This is a genomic window from Brevibacterium sp. p3-SID960, assembly GCF_025144725.1.
In the GTDB taxonomy this organism is placed as follows: Bacteria; Actinomycetota; Actinomycetes; order Actinomycetales; family Brevibacteriaceae; genus Brevibacterium.
The window spans coordinates 1-21,667 of the sequence record NZ_JALXKS010000014.1 but is presented as its reverse complement, the minus strand read 5'-3'; the positions used below and the strand labels follow the sequence as shown (position 1 = coordinate 21,667).

General features: G+C 67.7%; 19 protein-coding genes. 11 read left to right on the top strand and 8 right to left on the bottom strand.

The window, feature by feature from the left end; genetic code table 11:
- Positions 1-4 precede the first annotated feature (4 nt).
- Both M3B11_RS06100 and M3B11_RS06095 read right to left on the bottom strand, forming a co-directional pair.
- Positions 5-1,234 (bottom strand): pyridoxal phosphate-dependent aminotransferase, encoded by a 1,230-nt coding sequence (locus M3B11_RS06100; protein ID WP_259875846.1) that lies wholly within the window; start codon positions 1,232-1,234, stop codon positions 5-7.
- Positions 1,235-1,395: 161 nt separating this feature from the next.
- Positions 1,396-2,889, bottom strand: coding sequence for a glutamate--cysteine ligase (locus M3B11_RS06095; RefSeq protein WP_259875845.1), 1,494 nt, complete (start codon positions 2,887-2,889; stop codon positions 1,396-1,398).
- 92 nt (positions 2,890-2,981) lie between these two features.
- Between M3B11_RS06095 and M3B11_RS06090 the strand changes: the two genes are divergently transcribed.
- Both M3B11_RS06090 and menC read left to right on the top strand, forming a co-directional pair.
- A complete protein-coding gene (locus tag M3B11_RS06090; RefSeq protein WP_259875844.1) occupies positions 2,982-4,142 on the top strand; it encodes a M20 family metallopeptidase in 1,161 nt (386 codons plus the stop codon).
- Positions 4,143-4,224: 82 nt separating this feature from the next.
- Positions 4,225-5,346, top strand: coding sequence for an o-succinylbenzoate synthase (gene menC, locus M3B11_RS06085; RefSeq protein ID WP_259875843.1), 1,122 nt, complete (start codon positions 4,225-4,227; stop codon positions 5,344-5,346).
- Between the two features lie 109 nt (positions 5,347-5,455).
- Here the strand turns inward: menC and M3B11_RS06080 are convergent, their stop codons facing one another.
- On the bottom strand, positions 5,456-5,914 hold the full coding sequence (locus tag M3B11_RS06080; RefSeq protein ID WP_259875842.1) for a DUF3817 domain-containing protein: 459 nt from the start codon (positions 5,912-5,914) through the stop codon (positions 5,456-5,458).
- A 110-nt stretch (positions 5,915-6,024) separates the two neighbouring features.
- Positions 6,025-7,920: a M20/M25/M40 family metallo-hydrolase gene (locus tag M3B11_RS06075; protein ID WP_259875841.1), complete on the bottom strand. Its 1,896-nt coding sequence runs from the start codon at positions 7,918-7,920 to the stop codon at positions 6,025-6,027.
- Between the two features lie 350 nt (positions 7,921-8,270).
- Between M3B11_RS06075 and M3B11_RS06070 the strand changes: the two genes are divergently transcribed.
- The 6 genes from M3B11_RS06070 (at position 8,271) to M3B11_RS06045 (ending at position 14,273) form a co-directional block, all read left to right on the top strand.
- The gene (locus tag M3B11_RS06070) at positions 8,271-9,371 is read left to right on the top strand and encodes a VIT1/CCC1 transporter family protein (protein WP_259875840.1); all 1,101 of its coding nucleotides are present in this window, start codon (positions 8,271-8,273) and stop codon (positions 9,369-9,371) included.
- Positions 9,372-9,442: 71 nt separating this feature from the next.
- Positions 9,443-10,429: an aminotransferase class IV gene (locus M3B11_RS06065; RefSeq protein ID WP_259875838.1), complete on the top strand. Its 987-nt coding sequence runs from the start codon at positions 9,443-9,445 to the stop codon at positions 10,427-10,429.
- The gene (locus tag M3B11_RS06060; RefSeq protein ID WP_259875837.1) at positions 10,426-11,187 is read left to right on the top strand and encodes a sulfite exporter TauE/SafE family protein; all 762 of its coding nucleotides are present in this window, start codon (positions 10,426-10,428) and stop codon (positions 11,185-11,187) included. Before M3B11_RS06065 ends, M3B11_RS06060 begins: the two co-directional genes overlap by 4 nt.
- Before the next feature lie 88 nt (positions 11,188-11,275).
- Positions 11,276-11,569, top strand: coding sequence for a DUF4235 domain-containing protein (locus tag M3B11_RS06055; protein ID WP_217005889.1), 294 nt, complete (start codon positions 11,276-11,278; stop codon positions 11,567-11,569).
- Positions 11,570-11,892: 323 nt separating this feature from the next.
- Positions 11,893-13,068, top strand: a complete 1,176-nt coding sequence (locus M3B11_RS06050; RefSeq protein ID WP_396121542.1) for a M24 family metallopeptidase — start codon at positions 11,893-11,895, stop codon at positions 13,066-13,068.
- Between the two features lie 5 nt (positions 13,069-13,073).
- Positions 13,074-14,273: a M20 family metallopeptidase gene (locus M3B11_RS06045; RefSeq protein WP_311197722.1), complete on the top strand. Its 1,200-nt coding sequence runs from the start codon at positions 13,074-13,076 to the stop codon at positions 14,271-14,273.
- Positions 14,274-14,279: 6 nt separating this feature from the next.
- Here the strand turns inward: M3B11_RS06045 and aroD are convergent, their stop codons facing one another.
- The 4 genes from aroD to M3B11_RS06025 form a co-directional block, all read right to left on the bottom strand.
- Entirely contained in the window at positions 14,280-15,029 is a 750-nt protein-coding gene (gene aroD / locus M3B11_RS06040; protein ID WP_259875835.1) for a type I 3-dehydroquinate dehydratase, read from the bottom strand.
- A gap of 18 nt (positions 15,030-15,047) precedes the next feature.
- Entirely contained in the window at positions 15,048-16,370 is a 1,323-nt protein-coding gene (locus tag M3B11_RS06035) for a Dyp-type peroxidase (protein WP_396121539.1), read from the bottom strand.
- A gap of 73 nt (positions 16,371-16,443) precedes the next feature.
- A complete protein-coding gene (locus M3B11_RS06030; protein WP_259875833.1) occupies positions 16,444-17,115 on the bottom strand; it encodes a copper chaperone PCu(A)C in 672 nt (223 codons plus the stop codon).
- Between the two features lie 150 nt (positions 17,116-17,265).
- Entirely contained in the window at positions 17,266-17,967 is a 702-nt protein-coding gene (locus tag M3B11_RS06025; RefSeq protein WP_259875832.1) for a hypothetical protein, read from the bottom strand.
- 454 nt (positions 17,968-18,421) lie between these two features.
- On the opposite strand from M3B11_RS06025, the gene M3B11_RS06020 reads away from it, so the two are divergent.
- The 3 genes from M3B11_RS06020 to M3B11_RS06010 are packed head-to-tail and all read left to right on the top strand — an operon-like array spanning position 18,422 to position 21,660.
- A complete protein-coding gene (locus tag M3B11_RS06020; RefSeq protein ID WP_259875831.1) occupies positions 18,422-19,726 on the top strand; it encodes a glycine betaine/L-proline ABC transporter ATP-binding protein in 1,305 nt (434 codons plus the stop codon).
- 2 nt (positions 19,727-19,728) lie between these two features.
- A complete protein-coding gene (locus tag M3B11_RS06015; protein WP_259875830.1) occupies positions 19,729-20,595 on the top strand; it encodes a proline/glycine betaine ABC transporter permease in 867 nt (288 codons plus the stop codon).
- Between the two features lie 54 nt (positions 20,596-20,649).
- On the top strand, positions 20,650-21,660 hold the full coding sequence (locus M3B11_RS06010; RefSeq protein WP_259875829.1) for a glycine betaine ABC transporter substrate-binding protein: 1,011 nt from the start codon (positions 20,650-20,652) through the stop codon (positions 21,658-21,660).
- Positions 21,661-21,667 lie beyond the last annotated feature (7 nt).

Here is a 21,667-nt window from a genome sequence, read left to right as displayed (position 1 = left end):
GGAGTCAGGCTGCATGGCGCAGCCGTTCGGTGAAGGCCCTGATGCGGGCCAGGGCTGCGAAGATCTGGTCGGGGCCGGCAGCCAGCGACAGGCGCACGCACTCGTCGCCGTGGACGTTGTCGAAGTCGAGGCCGGGTGAGAGTGCGACCCGCTCCTCCTCCAGAAGTGCCGCGCACCATTCGGTGGCTGTGGTGTAGGGGCCGAGGACGTCGGTGATGTCGGCGTACATGTAGAAGGCGCCGTCGCAGGGGGCGAGGTCCTTCCAGCCGAGTTCGTCGACGGCGTCGAGGACGTACTGGCGGGCGGCGGCGAAGCCGGCCACGGCAGCCTCACCCTCGGCATAGGCGGCTTCGGAGAAGGCGGCGACTCCGGCGTGCTGGGCCGGCACGGGGGCGCACAGGGTGATGTTGCCGGCTAAGCCGGCGGCGGCCTGCTGGATCTCCGGGGGCATGATCGCCCAGCCGAGCCGCCAGCCGGTCATGCCCCAGTACTTCGAGAACGAGGAGATGACGATGGCGTCGGGGTCGTAGGCGATGGCGGTCTCGCCGTTGGGGTTGCCTGATTCGGTGGCCTGCGTGCCGGGGAAGGTGATGCCGTGGTAGATCTCATCGGAGATCAGCTGCACACCGTTGTCACGGCACCACTGGCTCAGGGCGATGAGGCTGTCCTTGTCGAGCATCGTGCCGGTCGGGTTGGCTGGGGAGGCGACCATGAGGCCGCGCAGCGGAGCCTCGGCGTGGGCGGCTTCGAGCAGTTCGATGGTGGGCTGGAAGCGCTCGTCGACGCCGCAGTCGAGTTCGACGACCTCGCAGCCGAGGGCGGTGAGGATGTTCTTGTAGGCGGCATAGCCGGGCCGGGCGAGTGCGACGCGGTCGCCGGCGTCGAAGGCGGCGAGGAAGGCGAGCAGGAACCCGCCGGAGGAACCGGTGGTGATGAAGAACCGGTCGGCCGGCACATCGAGGTCGTACCAGCGGCGGTAGTGACCCGACAGCGCCTCGCGCAGCTCGCGGATGCCGGTGACCGGCACATAGCCCAAGTCGGTGCCGTCGCGCATGATCTCCTCAGCCCGCGCGCGCACGGCGGCCGGCGCGCCCTGGCCGGGTTCGCCGACGCACAGGGAGATGACGTCCTCACCGGCGGCTTTGAGTTCGGCGACCCGGGAGACGATGTCCATGACGGCGAACGGGCGGACGGTCTGGGCTCGCTCAGAGATGCGGATGCTGCGCTGTGTCATACCGCCAGCTTCTCATACCATGCCCGGCCGATCCCGGCCCGACAGGCGCGAGAGCCCGCCGGGGCGCAGCGCCTGTTGCCGGGTCCCAGCTCCTGTTGCCGCACCGTGTGGCATCGCCTGTGGCCGCACCGGGTGGCATCGCCTACCGCCGCAGCGGTCGCCTACTGGTCGCCGACCGGCCAGGTGTGGACCGGAGCTCCGGTGGACTGGTGGCGGATGTAGAGCTCGAGCAGTCGCCTGAGGGCGTCACGGCGCTCGGCGGTGTCCGGGTCGGTCAGCCGCGGTTTGAGCGCCATGAGCGTGCGCAGCTGCCACGTCGCGCCGTTCTGCCGGGTGCGGGCGCGGGCTTCGATGATGTCCATGTACTCGTCGATGATCGCTGCGTCGACGTCGAGCATCTGGAGGCCCTTGCGCGCCTGCGGCACGAGGGTGGTGCGGATCAGTTCGGCGACGTCGACGCGGCCGAGCTTAGGCCACAGGATCCGCGAGTACAGCCCGGAGCGGGCAGCGGCGAAGAAGTTCTTCTCCGCATCGGGAAACGACAGCCGCGACCACACCGGCCGGTTCTCCTCGCCCATGTACTTCACCACGCCGTAGTAGAAGGCGGCATCGGCGACGAGGTCGGTGACCGTGGGCCCGGCCGGCAACAGCCGGTTCTCCAGCCGCACATGGGCGAGATCGCCGTCAGGAGCGTAGATGGGCCGGTTCCAGCGCCACACAGTGCCGTTGTGCAGATTGAGGTAGTGCAGCGCCGGAGAGCTGCCGAGCATCACCGGGGTGCCGGACTCCTCGCGGCTTTCGGGCAGCATCGGCGGGAAGTAGCGCACATTCTCCTCGAAGAGGTCGAAGACGCTGGTGATCCACCGTTCGCCGAACCACACCCGCGGGCGCACTCCCTGGGTGACGAGCTCGGGGGTGCGGGTGTCGATCGATTGGGTGAAGACCGGGATGCGGTTCTCATGCCACAGCTTGTACCCGGCGAACAGCGGGGCGTTGGCGCTCAGCGCCACCTGAGCTGCGGCCATCGCCTGCGAGGCGTTCCAGGCGGTGGCGAACCGGTTGGGCGGGACCTGCAGGTGCAGCTGCATCGAGGTGCAGCTCGATTCGGGGGCGACATCGGCGAAGTCATGCCGGTAGTACTCGCGGTCGTGGATCTCGATGCGCACCAGCTCACCGCGCATGTCGATGACGGCATTGCTCAGCGCCCGGTAGCGGTTCTCGTCGGTCACCCAGCTGGGGTCTTCGAGGAACTCGGTCGTCAGCGTCGGCAGCGTACCGATCATCGCGACCTTCGCACCGTGCTCGGCTGCTGCGGCATGAGCCATGTCGAGGCGGGACTGCACCCCGCCCTGCAGCTGTGTGAGCCCATCGCCCTGGACGGTGAGGACGGGATGGTTGAGCTCGATGTTGTAGGCGCCGATCTCGGACTGGAAGTCCGGATGGTCGATCGACTCGAGCACCTTGTGGTTGACCTTCACCGGCTGCATGTCCGCGTCGACGAGGTTGAGCTCGAGTTCGAGGCCGATCGTGCCCTGACTGGAGAACTCCGCCTCCTGCAGATACGAATCGAAGGTCTCCAGATCCGCATTCAGCTGCTCACGGTACGTCGTCCGCTGCTCCGGCGAGTAGCGCTGCCTCGAAACGTCATCTCCCATGACCCAATGATACGTGCCGGATCCCCGCCTGGGCAGGCCTGCGGCATACAATGGTCCCGACTGATACGCCGCTGTGTGGAATTGAGGACCTGATGACTGACCGCTCCGTCGACTTTGCCGCTCTGCCCGATGCCGCCCAGGCGCGGCTGCCGCAGATGCTGACCGATCTGGAGCGGGTCATCACCCTGGAGACGCCCTCGCAGGACCACGCTGCGGTCGCCGCCGGCGCCCGTGACCTCGCCGCGCTCATCCAGGAGCGGGTGGGCACCGCGCCCGAGGTGCTGGAGATCGATGGGGTGACGCACCTGCGCCTGCGGTTCGGTTCCGGGCCGGTCAAGGTGGTGCTGCTGAATCACCAGGACACCGTGTGGCCGCGCGGCACTCTTGAGCGGCTGCCGTTCTCGGCCGCTGACGGGATCCTGCGCGGGCCGGGCAGCTTCGACATGCTCACCGGCACGATCATGAGCGTCCACGCCACCGCGATGCTGCTCGAGCAGGCCGGTGACAGTTCAGCCCTCGACGGGCTGACGATCCTCATCACCGGTGATGAGGAGCTCGGTTCGACGACGTCCTCTCAGCTCATCCGCGAGGAGGCCGCCGGCGCACGCGCCGTCTACGTCATGGAGGCCTCGGCTGCCGGTTCCCTGAAGCTTGCCCGCAAGGGCACCTCGGACTATCAAGTCACCGTCCACGGCCGCGCCGCCCACGCCGGCCTCGAACCGGAGAAGGGCGTCAACGCCGGTCTCGAACTCGCCCGACTCATGCCGCTCATCGCCGATATGGCCGATGTTGAGAAGGGCACCACGGTGGTGCCGACGACGATCACCGCCGGCACCACCCCGAACACCGTGCCGGCCACCGCAGCGGTTCACGTCGATGTGCGCGCGAGGCTCATCTCCGAGCAGGAGCGCATTGACGAGGAGATGAGGGCACTGAGAGCTGAGATGCCCGGTGCCGAGGTGGAGGTCACCGGCGGGATCAACCGGCCGCCGTTCGAACGCGATGCCGCAGCTCACCTCTTCGACCGGGCCGTGGCCCTGGCCAGTGAGATCGGCATCGCCGAGCCGACCGGCACTGCCGTAGGCGGGGCCTCGGACGGCAACTTCACCGCCGGTGACGGCATCCCCACCCTCGACGGGCTCGGGGCTGTCGGCGATGGCGCGCATGCCGAACACGAGCACGCGATCATCTCCGAGATCCCACCGCGCACGGCGATGCTGGCCGCCCTCATCGCCGACCAGCTCGCCGACTGAACCACCGCCTCGCGACCGGCGTCACACTCCATTGCTATGGTGGCGGTACCATCTGCCGCCGCACCGCACAGGAGCCTGCCCCATGAAACTGACCTCGCTGACCCTCCACCAGATCCGGCTGCCGCTCGTCAGCCCCTTCACCACTTCGTTCATGAAGGAGACGGAGAAGGACTGCTACCTCGTCGAGGCGCACTTCGACACCGGCAGCGGCGAGGTCATCGGCTGGGGTGAGTCGGTGGCGATGGTCGGTCCGCTGTACTCAGATGAGTACACCGCAGGCGGCATCGCCGTCACCCGCGACTGGCTGGCACCGGCGCTGTTCCGTGTCGAGCACCTGACCGCCGAGACCGTCGGCTGGCACCTGCGCCACGTCGTCGGCCACCCGATGGCCAAGTCGGCGTTGGAGATGGCCGTCATCGAAGCGCAGCTGAAGGTGCAGAACCTGTCGTTCAAGGACTACCTCGGTGGGGTCGTCGACCAGATCCCCTCCGGTGTCTCGGTCGGCATCCAGGATTCGATCCCCGAACTGCTCGCCGCGATCGGCGGCTACCTCGAGGAGGGATATGCGCGCATCAAGCTCAAGATCAAGCCCGGCGCCGATATCGAACCGGTGGCAGCCGTGCGCCGCGAGTTCGGTGATGACTTCCTCTTCCAGGTCGATGCCAACGCCGCCTACACGCTCGTCGACGCCAACCACCTGAAGAAGCTCGACGACTACGGCCTGCTGCTCATCGAGCAGCCGCTGGGCGAGGCCGACATCCGGCAGCATGCGCAGCTGGCGAAGCTCATGGACACCCCGATGTGCCTTGATGAGTCGATCGTCTCCGCGGAAGCAGCTGCAGATGCGATCAGCCTGGGCGCCACCTCGGTCATCAACATCAAGCCGGGTCGGGTGGGCGGTTATGTCGAGGCCAAGCGCATCCACGACCTGTGCCGCGCCCACGGTGTGGCCGTCTGGCACGGCGGCATGGTCGAAACCGGACTGGGGCGTGCGGCCAACGCCGCAATGGCCTCGCTGCCGGGCTTCACGCTGCCCGGTGACGTGTCCGGTTCGAAGCGGTTCTTCCACGAGGACATCACCGAGGAGATCGTCATGCACGACGGCGTGGTCGATGTGCCGAAAGGCCCCGGCTTCGGTGTGACGATCGACCCGACGCAGCTGGAGAAGTTCCGCGTCGCCGAATACACCATCACGCCCGACTGAACTGCCATAAAGCCTCGCTGACATGCTATGAATCCCGGCTGGCATGCCACGCGGCCGGCTACTGGGATGTTCCCGGTGGCCGGCCGCAGTCGTGTGCAGTGTGAGGCGCTCAGCCCTTGGGGATCGGCGGGCCGAGGAACAGCAGCACACCGAAGAGGCAGGCAACACCGACGAACCCGACGACGAGTGCGGCGAACGGGCGGCGGATCGCCCAGTCGCACCATCCTTCGAAGAAGTTCCGCGGCGCGCGCTGGCCTGAACCGAGCTCCCAGGATCCGTCGAGCAGGCCGACCCGCCGGGCGTGGATCTCGAAGGGGATCGTGGCATACGGGACGATCGCCGAAAGCAGGCCGGCGGCGATCTGCCCGGCCTTCCACCGCTGCGAGGTGCCGATGAGCACCGTGACGACGCAGTAGGTGAGGAATACGAAACCGTGGATGCCTCCGCCGATGCGCACACCGAGTTCGGTGGTGTGGGTGACGTATTTGAGGATCATGCCGACGATGAGCAGGGTCCAGGTGATGGCCTCGGCGATCGCGAACGTGGTGAAGAGCTTCTTGGGAGTCACCCGACCATTGTGCCGAAGCAGTCTGAGTGAATACGCAACAGGGCCGGGGGCGTGTGCCACCGGCCCTGTGATCTCAGCTGAGGGATCTCAGCTGATCATCAGGTGTCCGATCAGAGGCTGGACTTCCGGCGCAGGGTTGCGGCGGTGATGCCGACGCCTGCGATCAGCAGTGCAGCAGCACCCCAGACGAGCGGTCCGGCTTCGCTGCCGGTGCGCGGCAGCTTGCCCTTGTCGTCCTTGCCCTTGTCGTCTTCGCCGCCCTTGCCGTCGTCGTCCTTGACGTCGCCGACGGTGAAGGTGCCGGTGAGGTCGTCGCCGCCGTCGCAGGCAACGCGGACATCGTAGGTGCCGACGTAGCTGTTCGGGCGATCGGCGTTGACGCCGTGGACGGCGAAGGTGACGTTGCCGTCCTCATCCACGGTGGCGGTGTCCTCGTGCTTGAGGACGTCGATGCCGCGGGCCTCAACGGTCAGCTTGGCTTCGGTGCCCGGGGTGCAGCCGGCCGCCGTGATGGTGACGCCCTTGTCCTCGTTGACGAAGTCAGCCGGGGAGATCTGCTCGGGCTTGACAGCCAGGCCGCGCTCCGTCGGAGCCTCATCGTCCTTGCCGCCATCGTCATCGCCGTTGTCGTCTTCCTCTTCGAGGTTGTAGGCGAGCGTGTGGGCGGCGAAGGCCATCGCCGGAGCGAAGATGTCGAGCGACTCCTGGCTGACGTTCTCCAGGTTGTCATCCGGCTTGTGGTAGTTGCGGTCGCGCGGGACGCCGGCGGTGCCGTCGAACTTCTCGACGTCTTCCTCGGTCTTGATGCCGTCGGCACCGGAGAACAGACCGGAGACCGGGACACCGTTGTCGATGAAGGCCTGGTAATCCGAACGGCCCGAGAACTCGGTGCCGATGTGCGGCTGACCCTTGTCATCGAAGAAGTCGGTGAAGATCTTCTCGAGCTCAGCCGAGCCCTCCGGAACGGTGACGCCGTCCGGGATCGGGACATCCGAACCATCGGAGTCGAGGGTGCCGACGACGTAGTTCTCCGAGCCGATCATGTCGTAGTTGAGGTACGCCTTGATCTTCTTGAGCTCTTCAGGGTTGGTCTGCGCGAGGTCGTTGACGTAGTGGGTCGAGCCGACGAGGCCGACTTCCTCTGCGCCCCAGAATCCGAAGCGGACCTTGTTATCGACCTCGTAGTCGAGCCCGGCCATGCCCTCGGCAACAGCGAGGAGTCCGGCCACGCCGGAGGCGTTGTCGTTGACGCCCGGGCCCTCGGGGACACCGTCGAGGTGAGCGCCCATCATCTGCACGTTGTCCGGGTCACCGGCCTTGGTCTCGGCCATGACGTTCCAGGTCTTGACAGTCTCGAAGGTCGTCTCGACCGTCATGTCAGCGGTGACCGCGGTCTCCTGGTCCTCCGGGTCGACGGCCTTGATCTTCTCGACCAGGGCGTCGCCCTCGGCCTTGCTCAGCGCACCAGCGGGGGCATTGCCCTCGACGCGATCGCCGGCGGTGAAGTTGCTGGCGCCATCCTGGTTGTTGTAGATGATGACGCCGGCCGCTTCGGCCTTGCTCGCGTTGGTGATCTTGTCGCCGAAGGCGCATTCGCCGCGCTGGATGAGGACGATGGTGTCCTTATTGTCCTCGGTGAAGGCCTCACCGGAGCAGCCCAGCCCGGCGTTGTCAGCTGCACCAGCTGGCAGCGTCATCGGAACGTCTGTGAGCGGCTCCTCGGTGCCTTCGGCGTTCGAGATCGTGCCGAAGTCCTTCTGCTCCACGCCGTTGACGCTCAGGCTGACCTCGTCGAAGGTCTGCCGCGGGAGATCGAACTCCTGACGCTCAACCTCGAAGCCGGCTTCCTTCATGACGCCTTCGACGTACTCGGAGGCCTCTTCATAGCCCTTGGTGCCGAGCGCGCGGTATCCATCCTCCTTGTTGGCCTCGGAGATCTCGCTGAGCTCGGTGAGGTGCTTGAACACCTGGTCACCGGTCACACCCATATCGATGTGCTCTGTCACTGGAGCGGCCATTGCCGGGGAGGTCATCCCCAGACCGAGCGCCGCTGCGGCCGTAACCGCTACTGCGGCGCGTGCCAATCGATTCGACATAACAACCTTTCGGTCCATCTGACGGTGCTGCACCTCGGTGTGCATTACCCCGTGATAGTCATCACACAATGCAACACAGTATTACAGTTCTCTGCATGTTTGGTAACGGAATGATAACGACGGCATCGGCACGGTAACGAAACCCACCCGGATCCGCGGATGCACGCGGAATCCGGGCGTTCAGAAAGCACACAGAAATATTCTTTTGCTCATCTGCGCAAGTGTTGTACATACAAACGTTTGCGCCTATCATTGAACGTATGCCCGAGACCCGCGCCGCCGTGCCCGCTGAGCCGAGCCCTGCCCTCATCCGACGATGGCAGCGGCACCTGGCCAATGAGCGCCTCGAAGAGCGCGTCTACCGCAAGCTCGCCGCCCGCAAGCAGGGTGAGGAGCGCGAGATCCTGCTCGCCATCGCCGATGCCGAGCGCCGTCACCAACAGCACTGGATCGACCTCCTCGGCCCCCATGCCGAACAGCGCCGCGCCCCGGATCTGGGCACCCGCATCCTCTCGCTGCTCGGCAGCATCTTCGGCTCAGTCTTCATCCTCGCCCTCATCCAGCAGCAGGAGACCTCCAGCCCCTACGACACCGACCAGTTCGCCAGCGACCAGATGGCCGCCGATGAGAAGGTCCACGCCGAGGTCGTCCGCGCCCTGGCAGCGAAATCCCGCGCACGACTGTCGGGCAACTTCCGCGCCGCAGTCTTCGGCACCAATGACGGGCTCGTCTCCAACCTCGCCCTCGTCCTCGGCGTCGGCGCAGCCGGCATGTCGAATCCCGTCATCCTGCTCACCGGCATCTCCGGACTGCTCGCCGGGGCCCTGTCGATGGGAGCCGGAGAGTACATCTCGGTGCGCAGTCAGCGCGAGCTGCTCGAGGCCTCCCAGCCGGTGCGCCAGCCCGCCGAGGCACTGGCCTCACTCGACTTCGACGCCAACGAGCTCGCGCTCGTCTACCGCGCCCGCGGCTACGCCGAGGACGAGGCACTGGCCAAGGCACGGCGCACCCTGGCCCGCGCCCACGGCGGCACCCTGCCCTCCCATACCGCACCGGCCGGCAAGAAGAACGAACACGAGGAGCTCGGCACCGGCCTGGGGGCTGCCGCCTCCTCATTCTGCTTCTTCGCCTCCGGGGCGATCGTGCCGATCCTGCCCTACATCTTCGGCATGCACGGGATGCCGGCGATCCTCACCGCCGCCGGCCTCGTCGGCGTTGCGCTGCTGGGCACCGGCGGCACCGTCGGTGTGCTCTCCGGCCGCCCGCCGCTGCCGCGCGCGCTGCGCCAGCTGGCGGTCGGCTTCGGCGCGGCCGCTGCGACCTATCTGCTCGGCCTGGCCTTCGGCACGACGCTGAGCTGACCCCTCGGGAGCGGACGTCAGCAGCCAAGCGACAGGCCGGACAGCAGGGCCCAAGTGCTTTAATTGAGGGCATGACCCTCACCCATTCCCTGGCCCTCATCCACGTCAGCGCCGGCACACACGAGCTGGCCGACCTCGCAGCGGCCCACCTGCCGGTCGATGACCTCTCGGCCCACCGCGGTGACGGGATCTTCGAGACCGTACTCGTCACCGTCGCCGGCGGCACACACTCAGTCAAAGCCCGGCGACTGCACTTCGACCGGTTCCGCGGCTCAGCGCGCGCCCTCGAACTGCCGGTGCCCGTGCCCGAGGTGTGGGACGCCGCTGTCGACGACGTCGCCCGGGCCGTCATCGCCGGCAACCCCGGGGTCACCGAATTCAGCGTGCGCTACACGCTCTCGCGCGGACTCGATGCTCCGCGCGGCTGGGTCATGTCGATCTCGCTGCCGGAGGCGTATCCCGCCCAGCGCCGGGAGGGGGCTGACTTCATCAGCCTCGACCGCGGCTTCGAGGCCTACGCCGGGCAGTCCGCGCCCTGGCTGCTGCTCGGTGCTAAAACCCTGTCCTATGCCGTGAATATGGCAGCGACCCGCTGGGCGCAGGAGCACGGCGCCGATGACGGGCTGTTCATCAGCCGCGACGGCCTCGTCCTCGAAGGCCCGACCTCGAATGTCATCATCCGCCGCGGCCACGAGCTGCTCACCCCGGACCCGAAAGCCGGGCTGCTGCACGGCACCACCCAGCAGACGATCTTCGCCGCCGCTGCCGAGCACGGCTACCTGTGCTCATATGCCGACCTCACGCGCGATGACCTGCTCACCGCCGACGGGGCGTGGATGGTCTCCTCGGCCCGGGTTGCGGTGCCGTTCCGCAGCCTCGATGGGGAGGCGGTGACGATGGATCCCGAACTCACCGGGCAGATGTACGACTGGGTGACCGGCGCCCCTGATGACAGGACTGCAGGTGATGCCACGGCTGGGACCGACACCACGGCTGGGACCGACACGACGGTTGGGACCACTGCCGCAGACGGTCCGCCGCAGGCAGAGGCGCCGTGACGATCGGTGCGATTCTCTTCGGGCTGCTGACCGGTTCGGTCATCGGGGTCACGGGCGGCGGTGGGGCGATCGTCGCCGTGCCGGCACTCGTCTACGGCCTCGGCATGCCGATGGCCAAAGCAGTGCCGACTTCGCTCATCGTCGTCGCCTCCTCCTCGATCGTCGGCATCCTGCCGCGGCTGCACTCGAAGATGGTCGACTGGACGACCGCCGGCACGTTCGGCGTCACCGGCATGTTCACCGCGATCGTCGGGGCCCGGGTGCACGACATGTTCCCCGAGAAGGGGCTCATGATCGCCTTCGGCGTCCTCATGCTCATCGCAGGGATCCGCATGTTCATGCCGATGCCCTATACAGACCCGGACACCAGGGCGTTCACCGGCCGGCGGTTCGCCAAGGGCATCGCCGTCGGTGCGGTCGTCGGATTCCTCACCGGCCTGCTCGGCGTCGGCGGGGGATTCCTCATCGTCCCAGCACTCACGATCCTCATGCACGTGCCGATGCACATCGCCGTCGGCACCTCCCTGACCGTCGTCGCGCTCAACTCGATCGCCGGAGCCATCGGTTACTTCGACCGGCTGCCCGCGATCGACTGGCCGATGGCCATCACCTACACCGTGTGCGCAATGACCGCGGCGCTGGTGGCCGGTCAGCTCGGCCGGAAGCTGCCGAACACCGTCGTCCGCTACGGCTTCGCCACCCTCGTCGTCCTGCTCGCCGGGTTCGTGTTCTTCGAGACCTTCGTCCTGCAAAGCTAGGGACACGTGACCCGGACACGGACTGTGGCGGTAGGCTAGGACACAGCAGTCCCGTAACAGACCTCAGATCCGCAAGGGAGATGGAGACATGGGCAAGATCGCTTGGCAGATCCTCGGTGTCGGCGGCACCGCACTGGCAACGCTGGCCGCACGCAAGGCACTGGGCATCGTGTGGGAGAAGACCACCTCGAAGCCGGTGCCGATCAACACCGAAGACGACGAGGTCGGCCTGAGCGAGGCGCTGGCATGGACGATCATCTCCGGTGTCGGCATCGCCGTCGCCCAGCTCGTCGTACAGCGCTATGCTGCATCAGCCGTGCGCAACCGCTTCGGTGAGACCGCACTGCCCAAGAAGCTGCAGAAGGGCGCCGACGTCGACTGAGAACCCGGCAGCAGAGAGGATCCGCAGCCCCGGCACGTGACGCCGGAGCTGCGGGTTCTTCCATGTACCAGGCGCGGCTCTGTTGACACACTCGCCCAGCACGGCTCAGACTGTGAGCCATGACACAGCCGCGTGCTCCCCATCCGGGCCTGCACCCGCCGGGGGTCACCACCTCGGGCACGGGCCCGGCCACCGCCTCGGGCACGGACCCGGCCGCCGCCTCGGGATCAGGTGACATCCACAGCATGCGCCCCGGCGGCTTCGGAGCCGAGCGCCGGCCAGAACCGCGGCCGGGAGACGCCGGCACACCGGGGGCTGGCGGACTGCTGTTCTCCGCTGAGGAATACGAGCAGCGCCTGGCCGCCGTCCGCCGCCGGATGCGCGATCAGGGCCTGTCCGGGCTCATCGTCACCGACCCGGCGAACATGTTCTACCTCACCGGTTACAACGCCTGGTCCTTCTACACCCCGCAGCTGCTCTACGTCCCGTCATCGGGCCCGATGACGCTGTTCGCCCGGGAGATGGACGCCCACGGTGCGCAGCGCACCTGCTGGCTGCCGGAAGAGGACATCGTCGGCTACCCCGAGCGCTACGTCCACCGCCCGCACATCCACCCCTTCGACTGGATCGCGTTCGCCCTGCGGCAGCGCTGGGAGGTCGCCCCGGCCGCCCACGGCTGCATCGGCGTGGAGATGGACAGCCACTACTACTCCCCGCGCGCCCACCGCGCACTCGTCCACGGCATCCCGGAGTGGACTCTCGTCGACTCCTTCGAGCTCGTCAACTGGATCCGGGCGATCAAATCCCCGGCCGAAATCGCAATCATGCGACAGGCCGCTCAGGTCACGACCGCGGCGATGAACGCCGCACTCGACGCTGTTGCGGCAGGCGCCCGGCAGAACGACGTCGCCGCCGCGATCGCCCATGCGCAGGCGGCTGGCACCGCCGAGGTGTGGGGCGACTTCCCGGCGATCGTGCCGATGCTGCCGACCGGTGAGGGCGCCGACACCCCGCACCTGACGTGGACCGACCGCAGGCTCAGGTCCGGGGAGCCGGTCGTCATCGAACTCGCCGGCGCCCATCACCGCTACCACGTGCCGCTGGCCCGTACCGTCATGCTCGGCGACCCGCCGGCTCAGCTGCAGCACACCGCGGATGTCGTCGCCGAAGCGCTGAATGAAGTGCTGGAGACGATGCGCCCGGATGTGCCGGTCGCCGATCTCGCCCGGGTGTGGAATGCTGTGCTCGCCCGCTACGAGATGGTCAAGGAGTCCCGGCTGGGCTATTCGATCGGGATCGGCTATCCGCCGGACTGGGGTGAGCGGACGATCTCGCTGCGCAGCGAAGATGAACAGGTGCTCGCCGCCGGCATGACCTTCCATGTGATCGCCGGCATGTGGCTTGATGGCATCGGCTATGAAGTGAGCGAACCAGTCGCCGTCACCGCCACCGGCGTTGAGCGCTTCACCGACTTCCCGCAGAATCTCATCCGGAAGTGACAGCGATGACGGGCGGGGCTGCGGGCGAGCTGGCCGCCCGGCTGGCGGAGCTGACCGGGGACCTCATCCGCGCCCGAGGTGAGAATCCCGGTGGCACCGAAGAGGCGAGCGTGGGTGTCATCGCCGGGTTCGCGCGCGCTCATGGGCTTCACGTGCACATCGCCGAGGTGGCCAGCGGCCGGCCGAACATCGTCGTCACCGCACCAGCCGCGGCGAGCACTGCGCCGGACGAGCCGGCAGAGGGCCTGCTGTTCCTCGGCCACTCCGATGTCGTGCCCGCCGGAGACGGCTGGTCAGGCGATCCGTTCGAACCCCGGCTGGCCGCGGGCTGGCTCACCGGGCGCGGGGCAGCAGACATGAAGGGCGGGCTTGCCGCGGTCTTGTGCGCGCTCGCCGACGCGCATGCCGCCGGTTGTCTCGCGGCTGCCGTGAGTCTGGCGGTCACCGTCGACGAGGAGGACCTGGGCACCGGCATCCGGCAGCTGGTGGCAGACGGGCTCGGCCCGCACGCCGGGCAGCACTTCGCCGCGTGCATCGTCGCCGAGCCGACGGATCTGGACATCGTCACCGCCTGCCGCGGAGACGCCTATCTGGAGGTGCAGCTGAGCGGCGTCTCGGCCCATTCGGGCAGGCCAGCCGATGGCCGCTCGGCGATCATCGCCGCAGCGAGGCTCATCACCGTGCTCGTGGAGAACCAGGAACATCTCGACGCGCATGCGCATCCGCTGCTCGGGGCCGGGTCGTGGAGTCCGGGCATCATCACCGGCGGGCAGGGCACCTCGATGGTCGCCGATGCCTGCCGAATCTCACTCGACCGCCGGCTGCTGCCCGGCGAAAGCGCCGAGCGCATCGCCGGCTGGCTCATGGCTGCCGCTGCCGAGGCCGGCATCACCGGTGATGGGATCGGCCTTGATGTCGAGGTGACGATGGAGATGCCGGGCTTCATCACCGACCACGACTCCCCTGCCGTCACGACGCTTGAGGCCGCAGCCGAGGCAGTGACCGGGCAGGTGCCCGAATGCACGGTGTGGACGGCAGCCTGCGACGGCGGCTACATCGCCCGGGACTTCGGGGTCCCGACCATCGTGTACGGCCCAGGCAGCATCAGCGAACAGGCCCACCATGTCGATGAGGCGATCGAGGTCGCCGAGCTCGTACGCGCCTGCCGGGTCTACCGGCAGCTCATCGGCACGACCTGCCGGTGAGCCGTCTCAGTCCTCACCGGCGAGGATCTGCAGGGTCTGACGCACCTCGGGCACGGACACCTGACCGGGGGCCGAACCTTCGCCGACGGTCGCGAAGGTGGCGACAGAGCCGAACTCGCCGCCGATGAGCCGGGTGAGCCTGCCGCGCCGGCCCATCGCGATGACGATGATCGGGATCCGCAGGCGGGCCCGGCCGCGGTCGGCGGCTCTGAGCGCCTCGAGCACATCGGAACGGTCATGCGGCATCACCGCGATCTTCGCGACATCAGCCCCGAGGTCAGCCATGCCCTTGAGGGTGCGCAGCAGCTGCTTCGACGGCGGGGTGTCGGTGAAGTCGTGCGCCGAGGCAACCGAGGCGACCCCCGCCTCGGCGGCGGCGGTGATGAGCTCACCGGCATCCCGGCGGGCGAACTCGATGTCGACGGCAGCCGGGCCGGCAGCGATCGCCTGCCCGATGAGCGCGGTGTAGGCGTCCTCGTCGAGGTCCGCGGCCCCGCCCTCGGAATCGGTGCGGATGGTGAGCAGCACGGGCAGGTCCGTGTGCGCACGGACCGCCGCCAGCCCCGCGGAGAACACCCCACCTGCCGCCGCGCTCAGCCCGGCGGCCAGGGCATCGACGCGCCATTCGCGCGCGTCGATCCCGGCAGTCTGTGCGCAGTCGGCGGCGAGCCGGCCGAGTGCGTCGAGGTCCTCGGCGACGAGCGGGACGATGACGGCAGGCGGCTGATCTGACGCCACGAACGGCAGCGATGTCATGGCACTACCCTAGAGCACTCACGACTCGAAGAGCGCCTGGCCGATGTACTCGCCCTCAGCCGCGCCCGGCGGGATCGCCCACACGGTCGAGCCGATCGGCGCGGTCCACTGATTCAGCAGGTCGACCTCGTCGAGGCGTTGCTGGATCGGCAGGAACTGCCTCTCGACCGAGGCCTGGTAGGAGGCGAACATGAGCCCGGCCGTTCCGACGATCGCACTGCCGGTCGGCCCGGTGGCAGCATCGGCGGCGTCGGGCACCGAATGGTAGTTGTACACGCGCCTGAAGATCTGCTGCTCCGGGGCTGCGTTGTTGCGGCTGCGCGCGACATGGCTGGCCGGGGAGATGATCGTGAAGCCCTTGTCGTCGGTGGCCTCCAGATCCGGGATATCGTGCTCCTCGGTGCCGGTCATCGGAGCGCCCTTCTTCAGGTCGCGGCCGATCGAGAACTCGCGGGCCGGCCGGTCGGCCTCATCCCAGGTGGCGAGGTTCATCTCGATGTCGCGCAGCACCAGCGACGTCCCGCCCTTCAGCCACTCCGGGTAGTCGGCTGCCAGATCGAGCGGGGGTTCGCCGCGGGCGGAGAACACCGGGCTGGCCTGCCCGAGGCTCGTGCCCCACACCAGCCGGGCGAAGTCCTCCGAACCTGGTCCCGGGTTGGCGGTCCCGTCGACCTGGCCGAAGAGGTTGCGGGTCGTTGTGCCCTGCGGATCGGAGCCGTAGGAGCGGCGGAAGCTCGACCGCGCCCAGGCGACGTCCATGAAGGCGCGGGCGTCCTTGAGCAGCATCCGCACCGCATGCGCGATGGTGAACGGATCATCGCCGCACACCTGCAGCAGCAGGTCGCCGCGGCACAGCCGGTCCTCAAGCCGGTCGATGCCGAATGCCGGCAGCGGGCCCAGCCAGCCGGGGACGTGCTGGCTGCCTGCGAGCTCGACGAGCCCGCGGGCGAACCCGAAGGTCACCGTCAGCCGGGCCGGGCGCTCGTTGAGCTCGGGTTCGGTGTCGGCCAGGGGCGCGGCACCCTGGGTCATGAGCGCGGCATCGTCGGTCAGCAGCTTGAGCATCCGGATGAGCCGCGTGGCATCGGTGTCATCCTTGCGTGTCAGTGAGACGAACATGGCGTGCGCCTGCGGGATCGTCTCGACCCCGGACTGGTGCTCGCCGTAGAACGGCTCGATCTGGACGCCGTTGAGGCCCGAGGTGTCGGGCTGGGGCTGGGCCGTGGCGGCTGGCTGCTGACGGCCGGTCAGGAACCCGAGTCCGGCACCGGCGGCTCCTGCCCCGACGCCGAGCGCGGAGGCGCCGAGCAGACGCCGGCGATCGATCTCCACAGAAATCATCTCCTCAGAGGTAGGCGGCTGCCCGGACCGGCCGGTCGGCACCGGCCGGCTCCAGGCAGCAGGTCAGGGCCGATCAGTGATCGTGTCCGTCTTCCTCATCGCCGTGGTCGTGGGCCTCGTGGTCGTGGGCCTCGTGGTCGCCGTGGTCCTCGTGGTCGCCATGGTCCTCGTGGTCGGCATGGTCCATGTCCGAGCCGTCGCCCTGGTCGTATTCCTCCTGGGCGCCGGCGAACTCCTTGGCCGGGACGGTGACGTCGAAGTCACCGGCGTCGGTCTTGAGCGTCGTGGTGACCTCGGCACCGGGCTCGATGCTCTCCTTGAGCTTCATGAGCATGATGTGGTCGCCGCCCGGCTCCAGCTTCAGCTCACCGCCGGCGGGGATGACGAAGCCGCCTTCCTTCTCCTGCATCTTCGTCGAGCCCGAGTTGTCTTCGACGGTCTCGTGCAGCTCGGCCATTCCGGCGACCGAGGACTCGGCGGCGGTGAGATGGATGTCCTGCTCGGAGCTGCTCTTCAGGGTGCCGAACACGGCGATCATGCCGTGGTCCTTGTCGACGGCCTTGACCCAGCCGTCTTCGAGGGTCAGGGCCGATTCGGCGGTGGCCGCCTCGTCCTCCTGGGCGTCGGTGCCGTCGGCCCCGGTGGAGGCGTCGCTGCCGTCGGTGCCGCCGCAGGCGGTCAGGGTCAGTGCTAGGCCGAGGGCGGAGGCGGCAGCGGCGGTGCGGAATGCGATGGTCTTCTTCACTGTGGTGAGTCCTTTGCTCTTGCGTGCCGTGCACGCTGGTGCACGCAGGGCAGCACCGCAATCGGGGTGCTGTGAGGGCCCTGCCGGGGCACAGGGTTCAGATGGGTGAGGACCTGCGCCGCTCCCGAGGCGGGAGACCGGTGGTGCAGATCAGGCAGGCGTGGGTGCCTGCAGGCGGGTGAAGAGGACCGACGGCGGGCCGCGTCTGAACCGGGAGTCGAGCACAGCGGGCGTGACCGCGGCCAGCGCCGGAGCGACCTGCAATGGCAGCCGCGGGGGCATGACGAGCGGGACGAAGCGGGTGAAGGCAGTGGCGATCGGGCCGACGGCTGCCTGGATGAGGGCGAAGACGAACTCTTCACCGCATTTGAGGATCGCGATCGTGACGACAGCTGAGAGCAGGTGGGCGATGAGCATCGAGGCGCCCGCGCCGGTTTGTGCGGCAGCCTGCCCGGCGGTTGCGGCGGCCTGCCCGGCGGTTGCGGCGGTGTCGGCGACGGCGGCCGAGACCTCGGCGTCGGTCAAGTGGTGGGCGTGCGCACCGCTGCCGGCACCGGTGCCCAGCTGCAGGTAGACCCGGCCGCTGTGGCCGCTGATGATGAGCGGGACGTGGCTGAACAGCGTCATGAGGTGATGCAGCGCCAGCTGCGCGAACGCCACGATCGCGCTGAGCGAAAGGATCCCGAGCCGCCGACCGGCCAGCAGCACGCCGATCCACAGGGTGAGCACGAAGCACACGATGCCGGCCAGCAGTGAGGCGCTGCCGTGGGCGCCGAGATGGAAGAGCGTCGCGATTGCGGTGGCGATGAATGCCGCACCAACCGACCGCCAGATGCGCAGCTGCCTGCTCATGCCACCTCCCCAGCTCATTCCTGCCGGCCCACACCCGCGGTGCGAGCTCGTTTGATTCTACAACTTGTCGTGCAAACCCCGGGCCGCGGGTGTGGCTGTCGAGAGCTGACGGAGCCGCGCCTACGGCAGATGTGCTCCCAGTGCGCCGCACGCCGCTGTGCAGCAGTCGTCAACCGTGGGCGGCGTAACGATGGGGTAACGTTCTGATTTTCAGTGTTTGCCCAGGTCATCTCGTCTTTTCTGAGCAGTTCGCGAGAGCGAATCGTGAGGCAGCCCTGCGTCGTCAGGGTGTCTGCGGTGTGCGGCTCCATAGACTGGTGGTCGTGGCCTGGCAGCGCTCTGACCTGCTTGTCGGTCGCCAGCCCGGGATCGACCACAGCCTTGCGCGCTCTCCTGTTCTCTTGCTGCGCTGGGTCACGCACCTGTGTTGCCGAAAGAAAGGTATCCGACCGCAGTGGCAGTCGTCGAAGCCTCACACGTCTACAAGGTCTTCGGAAAGCGCGGGCGCGACGTCGTCAAACGCCTCGAAGCCGGCGCCGACCGCGAAGAGCTCTCCCACCTCGGTACCGCTGCCGTCATCGACGCCAGCTTCACCGTCGAACGCGGTGAGAGCTTCGTCGTCATGGGCCTCTCCGGCTCCGGCAAGTCCACCCTCATCCGGATGATCAACGGACTGTGGTCGCCCACCTCGGGAACGGTGCGCGTGGCCGGCGAGGATATCTCCCAGATGTCGGCAGCCCAGCTGAGGCGCGTGCGCCGGGACAACATCGCCATGGTCTTCCAGCACTTCGCGCTCATGCCGCACCGCACGGTGCGTGAGAACGCCGCCTACGCCCTTGAGATCAAAGAGGTCGCCAAGACCGAACGCCTTGAACGCGCCGATCACTGGCTCGAGGTCGTCGGTCTCGACGGGTGGGGCGACAAGTATCCCAGCCAGCTCTCCGGCGGCATGCAGCAGCGCGTCGGGTTGGCCCGCGCGCTCGCCTCGGAATCAGACATCCTCCTCATGGACGAAGCGTTCTCGGCACTCGACCCGCTGATCCGGCGCGAGATGCAGGAGCAGCTCGTCGAGCTGCAGTCGTCGCTGAACAAGACGATCATCTTCATCACCCACGACCTCAACGAGGCGATGTACCTCGGCGACCGGATCGCGGTCATGCGCGCTGGCCGGATCGTGCAGATCGGCACCGCCGAGGAGATCCTCACCTCCCCAGCCGATGACTATGTCGCGTCCTTCATCCAGGATGTCGACCGCACCCGCGTGCTCACGGCCGGTTCGGTCATGAAGACCACCGATGCGGTCGTGCCGGTGAGCGCCGGCCCGCGGGTGGCCGCCCGCACGATGGAGGAGCACAACGTCTCAGCCCTGTTCGTCACCGACCGCTCCCGCCAGCTGCTCGGTATCGTCACCGATGACGATGTCGTCGCCGCCGCCCGCGCAGGAACCAGCGACCTCAGCGGGCTGCTGCGCACTGAGGGCCTGCTCAGAGTCTCAGTGGACACGCCGCTGTCCGACCTGTTCGCCCCCAGCGCCGAGGCGCTCGCGCCGCTGGCGGTGACCGATGACAAGAACCGGCTGGTCGGCATCATCCCGCGCATCCAGCTGCTCAATGCGATGGCCTCCGCCACGAGCGACACCTCGACGGCGTCCCCGCCGGAGGCTCTGACAGAAGCCGGCGCGGCCGCCGCCGGCGGGTCATCCCCGGCGAGCGGCTCGACTGCCGCTGCAGTCGACGACGAGCAGAATCAGGAGGACTGAGCATGGACTTTCTCAAACCGCGCATCCCGCTGGGCGACTGGGCGGAGGCGTTCCTCGACTGGTTCGAAGACGCGTTCGGCTGGCTCATCAACGGCGTCACCTGGCTGCTCGACGCTCTGTACGACAACATCGAGTCAGCGCTGACGTATCCGCACTTCCTCATCATGATCCTCATCTTCACCGCAGTCGCCTGGGTGGCGGCGTCGTGGAAGCTGGCGACCTTCACCCTGCTCGGCTTCTACCTGCTGGCCGCACTCGATCAGTGGGAAACGGCCATGTCGACGATCTCCCTCGTCATCGTCGCCGTCATCTTCGCGCTGCTGCTGGCCCTTCCGATCGGCATCCTCGCAGCTAAGTCGCAGGTCGTCTCCACCGTCGTGCGGCCGGTCCTCGACTTCATGCAGTCGATGCCGGCGCTGGCTTATCTGGTCCCTGCCATCGTCATGTTCGGCGTCGGCCAGGTTCCCGGGGCCATCGCCACGATCATCTTCGCGATGCCGCCGGGCGTGCGCCTGACCGAACTGGCCATCCGCCAGGTCGACCGGGAGGTCGTCGAGGCCGGTCACGCCTTCGGCGCCTCCGAGGGGCACATCCTCGGCCGCGTCCAGCTTCCGCTGGCGATGCCGACGATCATGGCCGGTGTCAACCAGGTCATCATGCTCGCCCTGTCGATGGTGGTGCTGGCCGGTATGGCCGGTGCCGGCGGGCTGGGCGGCCAGGTCATGCGCTCGATCAGCTCACTCGATGTGCCGCTCGGCGTCGAAGCTGGACTCGCCGTTGTCATCATCGCCATCTATCTCGACCGCGTCACCGCCGCCCTCGGCGCCCGCAGCCCAGCCACCCGGGCTGCGGCGGCCTCCACCGGCTGACCGTCCACCGCTCTCATACATCCGCAGAAGAACACAGGAAAGAGGTATCGTCCAATGAAACTCTCGACTCTGACCAAGACCGGCGGCATCCTGGCCGCATCGGTTCTCGCGCTCACCGCATGCGGCGGCGGATCCGAATCCAACGGCGGATCAGGCAACGGCGACGGCCCTCAGGCCGAGATGGCTGACCCGGATCGCGACTGGGAGAACTGCACCCCCGGCGCCACCGCCCAGGACATCACTGAAACCGAGGCAGACGACAACACCGACATCACCCTCGGTGCATTCGACGGCTGGGACGAGTCCTTCGCCGCAGCCCACCTGACGAAGGCTGTCCTCGAAGAGGACGGCTACTCCGTCGACATCGAGAGCTTCCAGGCCGGGCCCGGCTTCACCGGTGTCGCCAACGGCGACATCGACGTCGTCCTCGACGGCTGGATGCCGCTGACGCACAAGGACTACATCGAGGAATTCGGCGACAAGATGGAGGTTCACGGCTGCTGGTACAACAACGCCAAGCTCACCATCGCCGTCAACGAGGACTCTCCAGCCCAGTCCATCGCCGACCTCAAGGACATGGGCGACGAATACGGCAACGCCCTCTACGGCATCGAGCCCGGCGCCGGTCTGACATCGACGACGGAGAATGAGGCCATCCCGACCTATGGTCTGGACAACCTCGACTTCAAGATCTCCTCGACCCCGGCGATGCTCGCACAGCTGAAGAAGGCCACCGACTCCGGTGACAACGTCGCTGTGACTCTGTGGCGCCCGCACTGGGCCTACGACGCCTTCCCGGTCCGCGACCTCGAAGACCCCGAGGGCGCCATGGGCGGAGCTGAAGTGATCTACAACTTCGCCCGTGACGGCTTCGCCGAGGACAACCCGAAGGCCGCGCAGCTGCTGCAGAACCTCGTCCTCGATGACGAGAACCTCGCCAGCCTGGAGAACGTCATGTTCTCCGATGAGAACTACGGCGGCGAGAACCTCGAAGAGGCCGTGGCCGAATGGCTCGAGGACAACCCAGATTTCGCCGAGGACTGGAAGGCCGGCAAGCTGAGCTGAGTTCCCG